The sequence below is a fragment of the Laceyella sediminis genome, from assembly GCF_003003125.1.
In the GTDB taxonomy this organism is placed as follows: Bacteria; Bacillota; Bacilli; order Thermoactinomycetales; family Thermoactinomycetaceae; genus Laceyella; species Laceyella tengchongensis.
The window spans coordinates 49111-66753 of record NZ_PVTZ01000002.1 but is presented as its reverse complement, the minus strand read 5'-3'; the positions used below and the strand labels follow the sequence as shown (position 1 = coordinate 66753).

The following is a 17643-nucleotide window of genomic DNA, read 5'->3' as shown; positions in this document are numbered from 1 at the left end:
ACAAAAACATCATCCCCTGGCGAGCATCGGTTGCCAGGGGATGATGTTGTATCACAGCCAATCAACATTGATTAATTGGGAGAAGCTGATCCGTTTTTTCCATTCACCATTGGCGATGATAAACCATTCTTCAAAAGGCTGGATTTTGGCGACCCGCCCAAAAAACTGCAATGGAGAAAATCGACCACTATAGGTGACCAGGACAGGCCGTTCTAAATCATATGCTTCTTCTAACAGAAAACCCATATACTCGCGCTGTTCCTTTGTAAGTGGGGGTGGCTGGTATGATGGGAGTGTGTCTTCAATGTGCTTAGTCGGTTGCGTAAAGGCGGATTGGGCCCGATGGTGTTCATACCACCGGTGAAAATGAATCGCGTTCATGGTTGATCTCACCGTCCTTTGCTTTTGATGATATACGAATATATGTTCGTATTGCAAGAGGGGAATTTCAGTTAATTGATGATGAGGCGCGAAATGATGTGCAACAGGGGGAGGATTTTTCGAGATTAAAGGGGAAATGGGAAGAAAACAGTGACTGAAAAATGGGGTGAATCGATGAACAATGTGCAGGACTTGTTTTTGCAGGAAGTGATGGACAAACAATTGCCGGTAACCCTGTTTTTGGTAAATGGCTTTCAGTATCAAGGGCGGATTCGGAAGTTTGATAAGTTTACGGTTTCCATCGAAGTGGATGGTAGCGAATTTTTGATCTTTAAGAAGATGGTCAGCACTGTGCAGACCGCGGCGCCTTTGCAGTTGGATTGGTAAGAAAAAAGCGGAGTCCCATATGGGCTCCGCTTTTTTACCGATGCGCCGAACCGACGGCTTCCTTCACGCTGTTGAATCCCTCTTGTTCCAGCAAGCGCAATAGCTCTTGGTTGATCCATTTGGCAATGGAAGGGCCGCGATAGATCATGCCTGTGTATACTTGCACTAAGTTGGCGCCGGCCTTGATCTTATCGAGGGCGTCTTGGCCAGTGAAAATGCCACCTACACCAATGATTGGCACCCTGCCTTGAGTGAGCTGGTAGACATGGTGAATAAACGCAGTGGATCGGGATGTGAGTGGCTTCCCGCTGAGTCCGCCCGTTTCTTTGCGGTGGTTGGCAGTGAGACCGTCCCGGGCCAATGTGGTGTTGGTCGCGATGATGCCGTCAATGCCGAGTTGGAGGGCGGCGTCGACGATTTCTTCCACTTGCTCTTCTGTCAAGTCAGGAGCGATTTTCAATAACACCGGGCGAGTTGTTCCATGCTCAGCCGCAAGCTGTTCCCGTTTGCCGATCACCGCGGACAGAAGCTCTTTCAAGGCGGTAGCATGTTGTAGATCACGCAAACCAACGGTGTTGGGGGAACTGATGTTAATTACAAAGTAATCGCCATGGATATAGAGGGCTTCCAGTCCCTTCTGGTAATCGGAGGCCGCTTCTTCATTGGGCGTGTCTTTGTTTTTACCCAGATTGATGCCGATGGGGATGGAAGGGCGCGTCAATGTTTCAAATGCGCGTTTAGCCTGTTCCACGCCATGGTTGTTGAAACCCATGCGGTTGATGACAGCTTGGTCTTCGGGAAGACGAAACAGGCGCGGTTTGGGGTTGCCGCTTTGGGGACGGGGGGTCAGGGTGCCTACCTCGACAAAACCGAATCCGAGCGCCGCTAGGCCGGGGTAAACAGTGGCGTGCTTGTCAAAACCGGCTGCGAGTCCAACTGGATTGGGGAAGGTTGTGCCAAGGCAGGTGGTTTGAAGGCGGGGATCGACCACGGTCATGCTCTTCTGGTACAAATGGCGAACGGGTGGTGTGTTTTGCAACAATTGCAACCCTTTGATGGTCATTTCATGGGCCGTTTCCGGGTCCATCTTGAACAGCATTCGGCGAAGTGCAGAGTAAATCATACCGATAACTTCCTTTCCGATATCCGCGCATAGGACGAGATTTCTCTAACCAACACACCATTATAGCAATTTTCCCCCAAAAAGAAAGCCGGCTATCCAAATAGCCGGCGTGGGATTACTTGATGTAATGCGGTTTGGTAAAGATGTTGGTTTTGAAGGATTCTTCTTGGCCAACGTACGCTGTCAAAAACTCTGATGACTCTTTTAACGCAGTGGCGAGTGCGGCTTTTCCTTCCGGAGTGGTCAGGGTGCGTTGGAAGGACTCATAGCTGGCGAAATAAGTCTCACCCATCAAGAAGTAATTTGAGTCGCCGCTGACTCGCGTGGAGTGAAGTCGGGTCACCTCCACTTTCAGGACACCGGGAATGTTGAGCAACTGAGGTACGACGACATTGGTGTAATAGTCATAAAATTCATCTTCATTATCCATTCGCTTGTATAAACCAACGGTTTTATACATGATGGGATCCCTCTTTCGTTATTGGAGAAGTATAAGGAAAATATAAACAGATAAGTTCTGTGTATATATGAATATTTTTATTTTATCATCCAGTATATATTTATGGGTAAAAAGTGTAAACTGTCATATAGATTTCAAGAGGTTGTCTAAATTTCGAAAGTAGCAACCGGTTTCAGTCCCGCTTGGCCACGTGTCATTGGGAGTGTTTGCTGGGTTGTCGGCCTTGGCGGCGCATGCTATTTTGGGAGAATGCGTTGATATAGAAGTCAGATAGGTTGATTGATTATGTGTCTCTTGCAGATGATGGTGGACGTCGCATCTGCAACTCTTACCCACGGTCATCTTCGCTTCCTGCCATTTAATGGCTTAATATTATACGTGATAGAATATCAATAAATCATTTCAACAAGGACTCTTCAAGAGATAGCAGCTAGGGGGAACGACCTTGAAAATTTTATTCGCGACACAGAACGAAGCCAAATTAAAAGAAGCGATGGATGTTTTGGCGCCCATGGGGATCGAAGTGGAAAGCCTGCCAATCGTCCTGCACGAACCGGATGTGGGGTCGATGGCGGAGGTGGCGGAAATCAAGTTGAAGCAGGTGTTGGAGCAGGGATATGACACGGTGATGGTAGATGATGCGGGCATCTTCTTCGCCGCGTTCGATTCGTTTCCAGGCGTGTTGACCAAGCGCGTGTTTGACCGCATCGGTTATAAAGGAATCCGCAAGCTTTTGGAAGGGGAAGTACGGGATGCTTGGTTTGAAGGGGCGGTCGCCGTCGCTTGCAAGGGGCAGACGGCCATATTCACGGCCAAGACGCACGGGCGGATCTGTGATCAGATTGATGATGAGATGATACCCAACCGGGCCATTCCGTTTGACCGCATCTTCATCCCTGACGGGGATACGCGAGTGTTACATGACGTGCCATTGGAAGAGCGGCTCCGCTATTCTTATCGGCGCAAGGCGATGGAAAAGATGGCGGAGTGGTTGAAAAAATTACCGTAAATAACAGTGGTCAGACATTCACCTTCATGTTATAATAACGAAAACACTTTAGTTTGGTAACGTGATAATAAGATGAAGCGCGAAGGAGAGACCGATGGAAAAACCGCGAGAGTTTGAAAAGCCCATGGGATTCCGGGACTTGCCGCCGAAGCTGGCAGCGCGGAAGCGGCGGTTTGAAGAACGAGTGCACGCCCGGTTTTCCGCATGGGGTTATGAGGAAGTATGCACCCCGACACTGGAGTTTTTTGAGACGGTCGGCCGCGCGAGTGCGATTTCGGAATCGCGCATGTTCAAATGTTTGGATCGGGAAGGCCATGCATTGGTGCTGTGTCCTGACCAGACTGCTCCCATCGCTCGGATGGCGGCCAGCTTGCTTAAAGATGAGCCATTGCCCCTGCGCTTGTGTTACCATGCCCGCGTGTTCCGAGCCCAAGAAGTGGAAGCCGGACGGCAAGCGGAGTGGTTTCAATCGGGCGTGGAGTTGGTAGGTTTGGAAGGGCCGGCAGCCGATGCCGAGGTGATGGCGCTGGCCCTCGATTGTATGCGGGCATGCGAAGTGGAAGATTTCCAATTGGCGTTCGGTCACACTGCCCTGCTGGACGGTTTCTTGCGGGAGCGGATATCTGACGAGTCGGTATTGGAACAATTGAAAGAAAAGTTGGGGGAGCGGGACTTAGTCGGGTTTCAGGAAATTGTGAACAACAGTCCACTTCCGCAACAGGCTAAGCAGGAAGTCCTTTTTCTTCTGCATGTGGATAAAGGTTCCGAGGGGATGAAGGAACTGGCGAAACGAACCCGAAGCGAAACAGTTTTGCAAGCAGTCGCTTACCTGGAAGCGTGCCGCGCATGTCTGGAAGCCTACGGGTTTGGCGAGTATTTGGTGTTTGACCCTTGCTTGGTTGGGAACTTGGGGTATTATTCCGGCGTTTATTTTGAGGGCATGGGGAGCGGACAGGCGTTTCCGTTGTTTAGCGGCGGTCGGTATGACAGATTGTATGAGCGTTTTTCCAAGCCGATGCCCGCGACGGGATTCGCCATCACGTTGGACCGATTGATGGCCAGCGGCAAGTTGGAAGTTCCTGAAACGAGGTGCGTGGGCGTTTTGTATCCTCCCGCCGCGATGCGCCCGGCTATGGCCCTTGCGGAAAAATTGCGCAACGAAGGAAACCGGGTGATCGCCGAGGTGTGGCGAAGCGAGCGGGACGAGGCACGGATGCGGCGGAAAGCGAAGCAAGTCCTGCTATTGGATGAGAAGGGGGGCGTGCGACGTGTTGACGATTGCTCTGCCTAAAGGGCGGGTGTTAGAAGAATTGATTCCGCTGTTTGCGAGAGGGGGCTATGTGTTTCCAAGCGAATGGTTCACATCTTCACGCAAGTTGGTATTTGCCTTGCCTGAACAGGGGTTCACCCTTTTCTTAGCCAAACCGATGGATGTGCCGACTTATGTGGAATACGGTGTGGCCGACTTGGGGATCGTGGGAAAGGATGTTTTGCTCGAAGCTGCCCGGGAAGTGTATGAACTCCTCGATTTGCGCATCAGCCCCTGCCGATTGGCGGTTGCGGGCAAACCAGGTGCCGAACCGGCGCTTTACCCACGGGTGGCGACGAAATACCCCCGCATTGCCGAACGTTATTTCAAAGAGCGGGGGCAACAGGTAGAGGTGATCTTCCTCAATGGTTCGGTCGAATTAGCGCCGCTGACGGGGTTGGCAGAGCGGATCGTCGATATCGTGTCGACGGGCAAAACCTTGAGGGAGAATGGCTTGGTTGAGCTGGAGCGAATTACGGAGGTTACGGCGCGGCTAATCGCCAATCAAGTGAGCTACCGTTTGAAGCGGGAAGCTATTCAGACGTTGGCTGAGCGGTTGGGCAAAGCTGTGGAAGGGGAGGTGTCTGCATGATAGAAATAGTGGGGCGCGAGGCGCTTTTAAGAAAGCGGAAGCGGGCGGAATTTAGCGATGAAGAGGTTGCAACGGTGCGGAAGATCATCACCAGCGTCAAGGAAGAAGGGGATCAGGCACTGGTGGCGTTCACCAAACAATTTGACGGGGTGGAGTTGGATTCGCTTCATGTAGAAGAAGCAGAGCTTGCCGAGGCTGTACAGGCGGTGGAGCCGAAGCTGATGACCGCGCTTCGCCACGCCGCAGAGCGGATTCGCCGTTTTCATGAGAAACAGCTGACTGCCTCGTGGATCATGGAAGAAGCAGATGGCACGATATTGGGGCAACGGGTTCACCCACTAGAACGCGTGGGTGTCTATGTGCCAGGCGGCCGGGCGGTTTACCCCTCCACGGTGCTGATGAATGTGATTCCGGCCGTGGTTGCGGGAGTGAAGGAAGTAGTTATGGTGACTCCGCCGCAACCGGATGGCTCGATACCAGCAGCCACATTGGCCGCAGCCACGGTTGCCGGTGTGAACCAGGTTGTGAAAGTGGGTGGGGCTCAAGCCGTGGCCGCTTTGGCCTACGGAACGGCATCGGTACCAAAAGTGGATAAGATCGTGGGGCCGGGCAACCGCTTTGTCGCACTGGCTAAGCAACTGGTCTTTGGGGAAGTGGACATCGACAGCGTCGCCGGGCCAAGTGAGATCGTGGTGATTACCGATGAGACGGCAGACCCTGTGTTTGTAGCGGCCGATCTGCTGTCGCAAGCGGAGCATGGGGAGGATTCCTCCGCTATTTTGATAACCACTTCTGCTGATTTGGCTACCAACGTGCAAACCGAGGTGGCGCGTCAATGCAAGCGGTTGGAACGGGGCCGGATTGCGCAAACGGCACTGGAGAAGTATGGGGCGATCACTGTTGTCGGCGACTTGCAGGAAGCGACCGAACTAAGCAACCAGCTGGCTCCAGAGCATCTGGAGTTGATGGTCGCTGACCCATGGGGTCTATTGGGGCGGATTCGGCATGCCGGAGCGGTTTTCCTCGGCCCTTACAGCACTGAACCGCTCGGGGATTATGTGGCTGGGCCCAATCATGTGTTACCGACGGCGGGTACGGCTCGTTTCTTCTCCCCGCTGGGCGTGGATCACTTCCTCAAGAAATCCAGTTTGCTCTGTTATGGCAAAGAGGCGCTTCTGCGGGACGGCCCGCAGGCAATGGCATTGGCTGAAGCGGAAGGGTTGGGAGCCCATGCCGCGGCGATCCGAGTGAGGTTGGAACGGGAAGGGGCGAAAGGCAGATGAGTGAACGGCAAGCGCGGGCGGCAACGGTCACCCGGACAACGGCTGAGACGGACATTGCCCTGACATGCAACCTAGACGGTCAGGGACATGTCAAACTGGATACAGGAGTTCCATTTTTAGAACACATGTTGACGTTGCTCGCCAAACATGGGCAAATGGACTTGGAAGTGAAAGCGCGCGGTGATTTGGAAATCGACGCCCATCACACGGTCGAAGACATCGGCATTTGCTTAGGGCGGGCAATCAGGGAAGCGCTCGCTGATAAGCGTGGAATCAAGCGCTACGGTGCGGCGTATGTGCCAATGGACGAAGCCTTGGCGCAAGTGGTGCTTGATTTGTCCGACCGCCCGCACTTCGTTTTTCGTGGGGAATTCCCACAACCGCGCGTAGGGGAGTTTGACACCGAATTGGTGCATGAGTTTTTTTGGAAGTTGGCACTGGAAGCGCGGATGACGCTGCATGTGATCGTTCACTACGGCCGGAACACGCACCATATGATCGAAGCGTGCTTCAAGGCGTTTGGCCGGGCCTTGGATGAAGCGTCCAGCTACGATCCGCGCGTCCAGGGGGTGCCATCGACGAAAGGGGTTTTATGATGATTGCCATCATTGATTACGGGATGGGAAATTTGCATAGTGTGTCCAAGGCATTGGAGCGGCTGGGGCATACCTGCATCATCACCTCCGATCCAGATGAAATCGAATGCGCATCCGGCGTCATTTTGCCCGGAGTGGGCGCGTTTGGTGATGCGATGCGCGAATTGGAGGCGCGCGGCTTAGTTGCCGCCATAAAAAAAGCGGCGTTGGGGGGCAAGCCATTGCTGGGGATTTGCCTCGGCATGCAACTGTTGTTCACAAGCAGTGATGAGCATGGCTTGCATCAAGGGTTAAATTTGTTGCCGGGTCATGTGGTTAAGTTCACCGGTGATTATCGGATTCCTCACATGGGCTGGAACTGGCTGTCGTTTAAGTTTCCCCATCCCCTGTTCCGCGGATTGGAAGAAGGGCATGTGTATTTTGTCCACTCCTTCCACGTCAAGGCGGCCAACCCGGAGGATGTGATCGCCACTACCGATTATCACCAACCCGTCACGGCGATCATTAACCGCAACCAGATTTACGGTATGCAGTTTCATCCGGAGAAAAGCGGCAAGCTTGGGTTGGGGCTGTTGGATCGGTTCGCCCGGATCGCCAATCAGGGGGTGCATGTGTAAATGACTTTTACCATCTATCCAGCCATCGACATTCGGGGCGGGAAATGCGTCCGCCTGATTCAAGGGGATTACGCGCAAGAAACCGTATATGGGCATGATCCGCTGGATGTGCTGAAGCGCTTTGTCGACGCGGGGGCAACGTGGGTACACGTGGTTGATCTCGATGCGGCCAGAACCGGAGAATTGGTCAACTTTCCGCTCATTCACGAGTTGGTAAAGCAATCCCCCATCCCAGTGCAAGTGGGCGGTGGCATTCGGGATGAAGCCAGTCTGGAGCGTTTGCTCGCAGCTGGGGTCGCCCGGGTGGTGATCGGATCGGCGGCGATCGAGCAACCGGCGTTTGTCAAAGCCTCTCTGCGGCGCATGGGTTCCAAAATTGCTGTTGGGTTGGACGCACGCGGTGGCATGATCGCCACCCATGGTTGGCTGCGAACCCAGACGGTGACAGCGGCCGAATTGGCGCAAGAGATGGCAGAGCATGGAGCGGAGACGTTCATCTTTACAGACATTGAACGGGATGGCATGCTGTCGGGCACCAATCTCACTGCGGTGCGAGAATTGGCTCGGGCCACAGGCAAAGCGGTCATTGCTTCTGGTGGCGTTCGCTCATTGGCGGAGCTGAACGAATTGAGAGAGTGCGAAGCGGAAGGGGTTACCGGAGCGATCGTCGGCAAAGCGATTTATACGGGGGCAATCCCATTGGCGGAGGCGTTCCGCGTGACACGAGGGGGGGTAAGGCGAAGATGCTGACGAAACGGATCATTCCATGTTTGGACGTGAAAGACGGCCGTGTGGTCAAAGGGGTTTCCTTCAATCATCTGCGGGATGCGGGGGATCCGGTAGCGTTGGCGGCACAGTATGATCGGGAACAGGCTGATGAATTGGTGTTTCTCGATATCTCTGCCACCGTTGAAGGACGCAAGACGATGCTCCATGTGGTTGAACGGGCGGCGGCAGAATTGACGATCCCGTTCACCGTTGGGGGCGGGATCAGTAGCGTGGAAGAGATGACGGCCCTGTTGCGGGCCGGCGCGGACAAGGTGTCCATCAATACGTCCGCTGTCTTAAACCCAGATTTGATTACCGAAGGGGCAGCTCGCTTTGGAAACCAGTGCATCGTCGTGGCGATCGACGCCAAATATGATGACGAGTGGCGGGATTGGGTGGTATACACCCACGGTGGGAGACAGAAGACCGACATGCGCGCGGTGGATTGGGCTCAAGAAGCGGTTGCCCGCGGGGCAGGGGAAATCCTGCTTACAAGCATGGATCGGGATGGGCATAAAAACGGGTTTGACGTGCCCCTGTTGGATCAAATTTGCCAATCGGTCAACGTTCCCGTGATCGCATCCGGAGGAGCGGGGGAAACCGCGCATTTCGTGGAAGTGTTTGTCAAAACCGATGCAGCGGCGGCATTGGCTGCTTCCGTCTTCCACTTCCGGGAACTTACAATTTGCGAAGTGAAACAGGCGCTTGTGGAGAAAGGGGTGGAGGTGCGGTGTTAGTCAATGTGGATCCGAGCGAGTTAAAATTTGGCACGGACGGATTAATTCCGGCGATCGTGCAGGATGGGCGCACCAAGCAGGTGCTCACCTTGGCTTATATGAACAGGGAATCGTTAGACAAGACGCTTGAGACCGGGGAAACATGGTTCTTCAGCCGATCGCGGCAAGCGCTATGGCATAAAGGCGCCACATCCGGACATACGCAAAAAGTGATCGCGGTAAGTAGCGATTGCGATCAGGATGCGCTGTTGGTTCAAGTTGAACCGCATGGACCGGCCTGCCACACGGGAAGCGCCAGTTGTTTCGGAGGAGAAGCGGACAAGCCGGAGCCCGAATCGATTCTCACCCAGTTGGAAACAGTGATCGCCGAGCGCCAGCTGGAACGTCCGGAAGGCTCTTATACGACTTATTTGTTTGATAAAGGGATCGATAAAATTCTGAAAAAAGTGGGTGAGGAGGCGGCGGAGGTGATCATTGCCGCCAAGAATGAAGGGCAGGCAGAGTTGCGATATGAAGCCGCCGACTTGCTGTATCATTTGCTTGTTTTGTTGCGAGAAAAAGATTTGCCGTTTGGCGATGTTCTGGCGGAATTGCGTGAACGGCACGGAAAATGAGGCCTGGCGGCGCTGATCGTTTATGAATGGATTGCCACTCTATGCAAGGAGTGGCTTTTTTTATGAAATCAACCGCAGAGTTTGCCAAAAAAAGGCGAGGGATGTGAACAGGATGTGACAAAAAGACCAAGTGGGATGAAATATGTGATAAAATAATTTTATGAATAATGTTTTTTTTATAATTTATTAATGGGATGTGAGGGGGGCTAGGGATGGAACCGTGGTATCTCAATTGGGAAATGTGGGGAGCAATCGGGCAATGGGCTGGTGCGATAGCCACCGTGGCGGCTGTATGGGTGGCGTTGCAACAAACCAGAGAAGCGCGTGATGCGATTAGGCCTTCATTAGAATTAGTTTGGACCTTGATCGAAGAAGAGAAGGAGTACCTTGTGGTGCGGGCGGTCAATCAGAAGCCGATCTCCATCTACGTCATGAATGTGCACAGTCTGATCATTTTTGAGAATGATCATGGTTCCATTCGTGTGCCTTTGCCGCAGACATTTATGGAAAGTGACATTCCGCAATCCTTGCCGCCGGGAAATTTCCTCATTTGTAAAATTTCATTGACTGATTTGGTACTGATGCTCAAAGATTATGGACTAAATGACAAAAGCGGCTTTTACTTACGCGTCATTTTCCGCGATTCTCTCTACACACCGTATACCTTGAACCTGTTGGGGCAATGGTTTGATGATGGGGAGTATGTGGGGATGAGAGTGTGGGAGCAGGTGGGCCGAATTAAAGGATACAAGCCTGAAAACGCTGACAATGTGGTCAAAGTGGTGAAAGATGAGTAAAGGATTTTTGATGTATCAAGCTGACCGATCGAAGCGGCGAAAAAACCTTTCCTGATGGGCGCTAAGAGGCAAGCGAAGCAAAAGAGGGATGGTTTTGGAGCCGCTAACATGTTTTCCGCGCTAAAAAGAGCTTGGGTTCATCATGTCCAGACGTAGGGCGAGAAGTGGTTCGAAATGTAACGCCAAACACCGACCAAACGGGGTTCTTTGGCGAAGGGGGAACGTTCCCGTCGTATTTGCCGTCGACTTGGGTTATAATGTTCCTGAACCCAAGAGATTGTCCCGGCGCACCCGTTTTGCGCCAAATAACGATGCTCTGGCGCAGGCGTCAGACCACCAGCTTTGACAGAAGTGCTGGTTGGAGGGAAAATATGAAAAAAACACAAGTTGGCTTAAATAAAAAAGTTGTTCGTTTGAATATGGATGCCGGATTCTTTTTTGAGCGGGCGGTGCGTTCGTTGGATCGCCACCGGTACGATCGCGCGGTCAAGTATTTCCGTCTGGCGATGGAGAAAGAACCGGACAATCCGATTAACCACTGCAATTTGGCGGGGATTTTGTCAGAGTTGGGCCGCTTTGAAGAGTCGAATGAAGTGTTGGAGCATGTCCTTAACACGGTTGCGCCTGACCTGCATGAATGCCTGTTTTATATGGCGAATAATGCGGCCAACATGGGAGATCTGGAGTTGGCCGAAGATTATTTGCTCGAATACCTCCAGCATGATCCCGATGGGGAATTTGCGGAGGAGGCGGAAGAAATGCTGGTGATGTTGGCGCAGGAATTGGGGCGTCCACCCCGGGAGCCGTTGCCACCCCATCAGCCGATTCATGTGCAACAACATGAAGAAGCCCGCCAACATCTAGAACAGGGTCGCTTTTTGCAGGCGATTCAAATGATGGAGGATATGTTAGAGGAGTATCCTGATTTCTTGGCGGCCCGCAACAACTTGGCTCTCGCGTATTATTATATCGGGGAGATGGAGCAGGCCTTGGCGGCCATCAGCGAAGTGCTGGAGATGGATCCCAACAATTTGCACGCCCTATGTAATTTGGCGGTCTTGTCCCAACATATGGGGGAGACGGAAATCAGTACGTTGATCATCGACATGTTGAAGAAGCTGATTCCCCTGAATCAAGAACACGCCTGCAAGCTGGCGACCACGCTGGGGATTTTGGGCGAACACGCCGTGGCTTACGAACTGTTTGCGCGCTTGGTGAAATATGATGACGCGCAGACAGTCAGCTTGTACCATTATGCCGCGGTGGCTGCCTGGAACAACGGGAACCCGACGCGGGCTTTAAGTTACTGGCGTCGCGCGGTTAAGCTGGCCCCAGAAGAGGATGTTCCTGCTTTTCATCTTATCCATGCCCAAGAGTTGATTGATCAGGAGCCGTTGCCCAAACTCCAATATCATTATCAACTGCCGTTTGAGGAGCAGTACTTGCGCTTGCAAGACTTAGCTTCTGATCAAGCGTTGCTGGAGCAGTGGAAAGGGAACCCGCTGATCCGCTCTTCTTTTTTCTGGGCCTTGAGTCGTGGCGACTTTGAAACCAAACGCCAGGTGCTGAATCTGCTTGGTTGGATCGCCGACGAAGAAGTGTCGCGCTTGTTGGAGCAGTTCATACGACAAGAAGGCCTAGAGCCAGAGCTGAAGAAGTTGGCGGAGGCGATTTTGTTGCGGCTAAAAGGGGACGTGCCCCCGCGAGCAGAGGCGGGTCGGCAGATCTTAGCATGCTGCTTGTCCCACATGTCCGATGCATCTGCAGAGATGAAACAAGCTGTGGAACGATTGTGGATGCTGGTGCGGGATGAACATGAAGGGCAATGGCGGCAGTTGCGAAAAGCCGAAGGTTGGGCTGCTGCGCTGGAGTACTTGGTGTCTAAGCACTTGGGCGTTCGGATCACGCAGAAAGAAGTGGCTGAGAAGTATCAAGTCTCGCTTTCATCCGTGTCCCGTTACGTGAAGTTGCTGGGTCCATTGTCGCAACGCTGCTTTGATTAAGGAGGAACATGGGATGCAAAAATTAAATCAAGAAAGCTTTGCTGACTTTATCACGGAAGGCAAGAAAGTGGTTGAGTTTAGTGCAGACTGGTGCGTGGATTGCAAGCGGGTTGCGCCGGACATGCCCGAATTGGCACAGAAATTTGCCGACCACATGACTTTTGCCGAAATCGATGTGGATGAAGCGCGCGAGGTTGCTGAAGAATACGGCGTGAAAGGCATTCCGACTTTCATCGTGTTTGAGGGAGGCAAAGAAGTGGGGCGGTTGCCGAGTCGCTTTGCCAAAACGAAAGAACAAATCGATGCTTTCTTGCAAGACTATATCGATGGAAAATAATTTTAACCAATTATTAAATAAACAAACACACAGAACACAAATGCAAGCATTAAGCTAAAAGAGCAAAAAGCCCCCTTGAATATAAAGGGATCACTGCGTTGAAGCCGTTGACCTGGGCGATGTCAGCGGCTTTTTTTGTGTCGAGAAGTCCGCGGGTGCGGCTCCCCGATTTTTGTGTTATTCTTATCGTTAAAGGTGTAAACGGATTCAATTTTTGTTGAGAAATCACGGAATCAATGTTAAAATAGATTATTTTCGAACAACAATTGAGGTGTCAGCAATGGGAAAACGATGGATTGGCATTGACCTCGGTGGGACAAGCATGAAACTGGGGCTGGTGGACAGTCACGGCAACACGGTGTTGGAAATGGAAAAACCCACGCTTGCGCAAGAGGGCGTTGACGGCGTCATCGGCCGGATGGTTTCCCATGCGCGCGAATTGGCTAAGGAAGCGGGACTCCGCTGGGCTGATGTAGCGGGAGTGGGTGTTGGCCTGCCTGGATTTTTGGATGTGAAGGCGGGTGTTGTCAAACAGCTGACCAATCTTGGTTGGCATGAAGAAGTGCCGATTCGCCGGTTGCTCGAAGAAGCCTGGCAAATTCCGGTCAAAATTGACAATGACGCCAATGTGGCCGCTCTGGGTGAAGCTTGGTGTGGAGCCGGTGCCGGCGTGGATGATGTGGTGTGCATTACCTTGGGAACCGGAGTAGGTGGCGGCCTTATTCTGGATGGCCAATTGTTGCATGGCAGATACGGCTTTGCAGGGGAAGTGGGGCACATGACCATCGACCCTGAAGGCCATCCGTGCAACTGCGGCATGCGGGGATGCTTGGAAACCTTCTCTTCCGCCACGGGGATGGTACGCATGGCCAATGAAGCGATTGTAGCCGGACGGAGCACGGTGTTGGCGGATGTGGAGAAAGTCGGAACCAAAGAGATTTTTGCGGCGGCGGCAGCCGGGGATGCGGTGGCGCTGGAAGTGAAGAAACGAGCGATTGATGCTTTGGCGCAGGCGATGTCAGCCTTGTCCGTGGTGTTAAACCCGGCGCGTTTCATCATCGGAGGCGGGGTTTCCTATGCCGGAGAAGCGCTGATACAGCCGCTTCGCGAAGCGTATGCTAAGCGGACGCAGCCCAATGCCCGACAAGGGGTGGATGTGGTGTTGGCTCAGTTGGGGAACCGGGCCGGTTACATTGGGGCCGCCGGACTTTTAGCACGCGAGCGAAAATAAGGTATAATAGATGATAACCAGTTGAGATGGAATTAGAGGTGATGGCTGTGAATAAAAGCAAAGAAGGAAAGCTTGTTGTCATCACCGGGATGTCCGGGGCGGGTAAATCCGTCGCGATGCAAAGTTTAGAGGATAATGGGTTTTTCTGCGTTGACAATCTGCCGCCTGTCTTATTACCCAAGTTTGCGGAGTTGTTGGAGCAGTCCCAAGGGAATTTGAACCGGGTGGCCTTGGTGATCGATTTAAGAGGGAGGGAATTCTTCTCCTCCTTGTTTGAAGCGTTGAACCAACTTGAACAATGGCATGGCATTCAGCATCAAATCTTGTTTTTGGATGCGGATGACCAGACTTTGGTGCGAAGGTATAAGGAGACGAGGCGCCGCCATCCGCTCTCGCACAACGGCACGCCCCTTGAAGGCATTCTCCAGGAGCGCAAGCTGTTGGAAGAGCTGAAGGGCAGGGCGCATCAGATCATAGACACCAGCCGGCTCAAACCGGCCGAATTAAAAGAAAAGATTGCGAGACGCCTGTTGCACATGGAATCCAACAACATGGCGGTCACCTTTATGTCGTTCGGTTTTAAGCATGGTATACCGATCGACGCCGATTTGGTGTTTGATGTGCGTTTTCTCCCCAACCCCCACTATGTGGATGCATTGCGTCCACAAACCGGCAAGGACGCCGCTGTGGCAGAATACGTCATGAAGTGGGCTGAAACCAAGCAATTCATGGAGAAAATGGAGGATTTGTTTCAGTTTTTGATTCCGCAGTACCAACGTGAAGGCAAGCAACAATTGGTTGTTGGGATCGGTTGTACAGGAGGGAAGCACCGATCTGTGGCATTGGCTGAAGCGTTCTGCGGGAAATTTAAAGAGCAAGTTCATTGCCGGGTAGCCCATCGAGACATCGAGAAAGGCGGATAAGCGTGGCGAGCAAACAGAATTTCAATGGGGAATCGTTCACCCGCCCCAAAGTCGTATGCATTGGAGGGGGAACGGGCCTCTCTGTCATCTTGCGAGGTTTGAAGAAATTGCCCATCGATATCACTGCCGTGGTGACGGTCGCTGATGATGGGGGGAGTTCCGGGCGTTTGCGCAACGATTTGCAGATGCCCCCTCCCGGCGACATTCGGAATGTGCTCGTCGCCCTGGCCCAGACGGAACCTCTTTTGGAAAGCGTGTTGCAATACCGGTTTGAAAATGGAGAAGGATTAAAAGGGCACGCACTGGGGAATTTGATGTTGGCGGCGATGACCGAGATCACTGGTGACTTCACTAAAGCGGTCAATGCGATGAGTCGCGTGTTGGCCGTGCGGGGACAAGTGTTGCCGGCTAGCGAGCAGGATGTTGTCCTGATGGCGGAGATGACGGATGGAACGATTGTTGAAGGCGAGTCGCAAATTCCCAAAACGGGTAAACGTATACGCCGGGTGTTTTTAAATCCGCAGGACCCCAAACCTTCGGACGGCGTGTTGCGGGCGATCGAAGAGGCGGATGGCATCATCGCAGGGCCGGGAAGCCTTTACACCAGCATATTGCCCAACCTCTTGGTAAAGGATGTGAGCGAAGCGATCCGCGCTTCCCAAGCGTGCAAGGTGTATGTGTGCAATGTCATGACCCAACCAGGGGAAACGGATGGCTTTATGGCCAGCGATCATTTGCGGGCAATTTATGATCATGTCGGCGAGCGCTTGTTTGATGTTGCCATCATCAACAACGAGGTGCCGCCACTCAAGATTCAACGGCAGTACGCCAAAAAGAAACAGCGCATGGTGATACCCGATATCGAACGGATCAACAAATTGGGTTGCCATGCCGTCGCCGATAATCTACTTTTATACCAGTCTGTTTTGCGTCATGATGCAGACCGAATCAGTGCTCATATCCTTCGTTTGATTCGCGAACGCATGGCTCAGCGGCAAAGCGGATAAAGAAGGGATGCTGTATGTCGTTTACTTCCACCATAAAAAAGGAATTGACTCAACTGGAATCAGATGATTGCTGTAAGCGTGCCGAGCTGTCAGCCTTAATCAGAATGAACGGTTCCGTGCACGTCAAGCAGAAAGCGTTGGTGCTTGATCTCATCACTGAGAACCCATCGACAGCGAGATATGTCTTCTCTTTGATCAAAAAATTGTATCAGTTGCAGCCCGAAGTGCTCGTCCGCAAAAAAGTGCGCCTCAAAAAGAACAATGTGTATCTGATTCGCTTATCGACCCGTACAGAAGAGATTTTGGCTGATCTCTGCATTTTCAAACAAGGATCGTGGGAGCGGGTGACGGGGATTTCACCGGACCTGTTCACGGAACCTTGTTGCAAGCGGGCGTATTTGCGGGGGGCTTTTTTGGCGGCAGGTTCGGTAAACAATCCGGACAGCGCCTCGTACCATCTGGAGATTGTGTCCACGTATTATGATCATAGTGAAGCGTTATGCCAGTTGATGAATGATTTCCAGTTGCACGCCAAAACCATTGAGCGAAAAAAAGGTTTTGTCGTTTATATCAAAGAAGGGGACAAGATTGGGGAATTCCTTAATATTATTGGAGCCCACCCGTCACTCTTGCGTTTTGAAGACGCAAGGATTTTGAAGGATATGCGGAACTCAGTCAATCGCTTAGTCAATTGTGAGACCGCCAATCTCAACAAAACGATTCAAGCGGCCATGCGTCAGATCGAGAATATCCGCCTGATTGAAGAGGTACTGGGACTGGATCATTTGCCCGACCGTTTGAAGGAAGTGGCGGAGACGAGGTTGAAGTATCCCGATGTGAACTTGGCTGAATTGGGGCAGCTTCTTCCGAGTGGGAAAGTGAGCAAATCAGCGATCAACCACCGTTTGCGCAAGTTGGATGAACTGGCTCACAAATTGCGCGAGGCGGAATGAGTAACCATAGGAGGAATGTGTGATGGTAGAGAAAAAAGTAGTAGTGCAATTGGAAACGGGATTACACGCCCGCCCTGCGGCGCTGTTTGTGCAAGAAGCGAACAAATTTGCCTCCGATGTATTCGTGGTGAAAGGCACGAAGAAAGTGAATGCGAAGAGCATTATGGGTATCATGAGCTTGGCGGTGTCCCGGGGCACGGAAATCACGATCATCGCGGACGGTTCCGATGAGGAAGAAGCGGTGAAAGTGCTGGCAGAAATGGTCGGCAAGTCAGAGTGAACACGTACGTGCCTTCCAAAGGGAGCGCCATCCATGCTTGAAAGGTCGTCCGCACATGCCGGTGGGGACGACCTGTGAATGAAGAGGCCCGTTGCGACGTCCGACAAAGCGGATGAGCGGATAGCAACGAAGCAATGGGCCGCTTTGCTTTGCCTGTAGCGCCTTGAAGAGCCGATGATTGGCTCTTTTCTTCCGATTGGGCCGATAAAGACAGACACGCCTATGCCCAAACCGTA

Annotated in this window: 21 protein-coding genes; 18 read left to right on the top strand and 3 right to left on the bottom strand. The window is 52.4% G+C overall.

The genetic code is table 11. From position 1 onward, the window contains the following. Positions 1–51: 51 nt before the first annotated feature. Positions 52–381, bottom strand: a complete 330-nt coding sequence (locus tag CLV36_RS03105; RefSeq protein WP_106341730.1) for a YolD-like family protein — start codon at positions 379–381, stop codon at positions 52–54. Between the two features lie 150 nt (positions 382–531). Between CLV36_RS03105 and hfq the strand changes: the two genes are divergently transcribed. Next, complete coding sequence (gene hfq, locus CLV36_RS03100; RefSeq protein ID WP_022737527.1) at positions 532–768, top strand: RNA chaperone Hfq; 237 nt, start codon at positions 532–534, stop codon at positions 766–768. Between the two features lie 34 nt (positions 769–802). Here the strand turns inward: hfq and CLV36_RS03095 are convergent, their stop codons facing one another. Both CLV36_RS03095 and CLV36_RS03090 read right to left on the bottom strand, forming a co-directional pair. Continuing rightward, entirely contained in the window at positions 803–1888 is a 1086-nt protein-coding gene (locus CLV36_RS03095) for a quinone-dependent dihydroorotate dehydrogenase (protein ID WP_106341888.1), read from the bottom strand. 118 nt (positions 1889–2006) lie between these two features. Further along, the gene (locus CLV36_RS03090) at positions 2007–2351 is read right to left on the bottom strand and encodes an EthD family reductase (protein WP_106341729.1); all 345 of its coding nucleotides are present in this window, start codon (positions 2349–2351) and stop codon (positions 2007–2009) included. Positions 2352–2796: 445 nt separating this feature from the next. Between CLV36_RS03090 and CLV36_RS03085 the strand changes: the two genes are divergently transcribed. From CLV36_RS03085 to CLV36_RS03005, 17 genes are all read left to right on the top strand, one after another. Further along, entirely contained in the window at positions 2797–3360 is a 564-nt protein-coding gene (locus tag CLV36_RS03085) for a non-canonical purine NTP pyrophosphatase (protein WP_106341728.1), read from the top strand. A gap of 94 nt (positions 3361–3454) precedes the next feature. Further along, on the top strand, positions 3455–4651 hold the full coding sequence (hisZ, locus tag CLV36_RS03080; protein WP_106341727.1) for an ATP phosphoribosyltransferase regulatory subunit: 1197 nt from the start codon (positions 3455–3457) through the stop codon (positions 4649–4651). Beyond that, the gene (gene hisG / locus CLV36_RS03075) at positions 4629–5261 is read left to right on the top strand and encodes an ATP phosphoribosyltransferase (RefSeq protein WP_106341726.1); all 633 of its coding nucleotides are present in this window, start codon (positions 4629–4631) and stop codon (positions 5259–5261) included. Before hisZ ends, hisG begins: the two co-directional genes overlap by 23 nt. After that, positions 5258–6544 carry a histidinol dehydrogenase gene (gene hisD, locus CLV36_RS03070; RefSeq protein ID WP_106341725.1) on the top strand — a complete coding sequence of 429 codons (1287 nt, stop codon included), beginning with the start codon at positions 5258–5260 and terminating at the stop codon, positions 6542–6544. Before hisG ends, hisD begins: the two co-directional genes overlap by 4 nt. Further along, positions 6541–7140, top strand: coding sequence for an imidazoleglycerol-phosphate dehydratase HisB (hisB, locus tag CLV36_RS03065; RefSeq protein ID WP_106341724.1), 600 nt, complete (start codon positions 6541–6543; stop codon positions 7138–7140). The genes hisD and hisB overlap by 4 nt, the downstream gene beginning before the upstream one ends. Next, positions 7140–7757, top strand: a complete 618-nt coding sequence (gene hisH, locus CLV36_RS03060) for an imidazole glycerol phosphate synthase subunit HisH (protein WP_181352799.1) — start codon at positions 7140–7142, stop codon at positions 7755–7757. Before hisB ends, hisH begins: the two co-directional genes overlap by 1 nt. Then, complete coding sequence (hisA, locus tag CLV36_RS03055) at positions 7758–8507, top strand: 1-(5-phosphoribosyl)-5-[(5-phosphoribosylamino)methylideneamino]imidazole-4-carboxamide isomerase (protein WP_106341722.1); 750 nt, start codon at positions 7758–7760, stop codon at positions 8505–8507. Further along, on the top strand, positions 8501–9262 hold the full coding sequence (hisF, locus tag CLV36_RS03050; protein WP_106341721.1) for an imidazole glycerol phosphate synthase subunit HisF: 762 nt from the start codon (positions 8501–8503) through the stop codon (positions 9260–9262). The genes hisA and hisF overlap by 7 nt, the downstream gene beginning before the upstream one ends. Beyond that, positions 9256–9876, top strand: coding sequence for a bifunctional phosphoribosyl-AMP cyclohydrolase/phosphoribosyl-ATP diphosphatase HisIE (gene hisIE, locus CLV36_RS03045; protein WP_245888273.1), 621 nt, complete (start codon positions 9256–9258; stop codon positions 9874–9876). Before hisF ends, hisIE begins: the two co-directional genes overlap by 7 nt. 212 nt (positions 9877–10088) lie before the next feature. Beyond that, positions 10089–10673: a hypothetical protein gene (locus CLV36_RS03040; RefSeq protein WP_106341720.1), complete on the top strand. Its 585-nt coding sequence runs from the start codon at positions 10089–10091 to the stop codon at positions 10671–10673. Positions 10674–11044: 371 nt separating this feature from the next. Further along, complete coding sequence (locus CLV36_RS03035; RefSeq protein WP_181352798.1) at positions 11045–12676, top strand: tetratricopeptide repeat protein; 1632 nt, start codon at positions 11045–11047, stop codon at positions 12674–12676. A 13-nt stretch (positions 12677–12689) separates the two neighbouring features. After that, positions 12690–13013, top strand: a complete 324-nt coding sequence (locus CLV36_RS03030; RefSeq protein WP_106341718.1) for a thioredoxin family protein — start codon at positions 12690–12692, stop codon at positions 13011–13013. Between the two features lie 280 nt (positions 13014–13293). Further along, complete coding sequence (locus tag CLV36_RS03025) at positions 13294–14244, top strand: ROK family glucokinase (RefSeq protein WP_106341717.1); 951 nt, start codon at positions 13294–13296, stop codon at positions 14242–14244. 41 nt (positions 14245–14285) lie between these two features. After that, the gene (rapZ, locus tag CLV36_RS03020) at positions 14286–15167 is read left to right on the top strand and encodes an RNase adapter RapZ (protein ID WP_106341886.1); all 882 of its coding nucleotides are present in this window, start codon (positions 14286–14288) and stop codon (positions 15165–15167) included. Between the two features lie 2 nt (positions 15168–15169). Beyond that, positions 15170–16174, top strand: coding sequence for a gluconeogenesis factor YvcK family protein (locus CLV36_RS03015; protein ID WP_102993514.1), 1005 nt, complete (start codon positions 15170–15172; stop codon positions 16172–16174). A gap of 14 nt (positions 16175–16188) precedes the next feature. After that, entirely contained in the window at positions 16189–17127 is a 939-nt protein-coding gene (gene whiA, locus CLV36_RS03010) for a DNA-binding protein WhiA (protein ID WP_106341716.1), read from the top strand. Between the two features lie 22 nt (positions 17128–17149). Next, entirely contained in the window at positions 17150–17407 is a 258-nt protein-coding gene (locus CLV36_RS03005; RefSeq protein ID WP_022737547.1) for an HPr family phosphocarrier protein, read from the top strand. Positions 17408–17643: the final 236 nt, after the last annotated feature.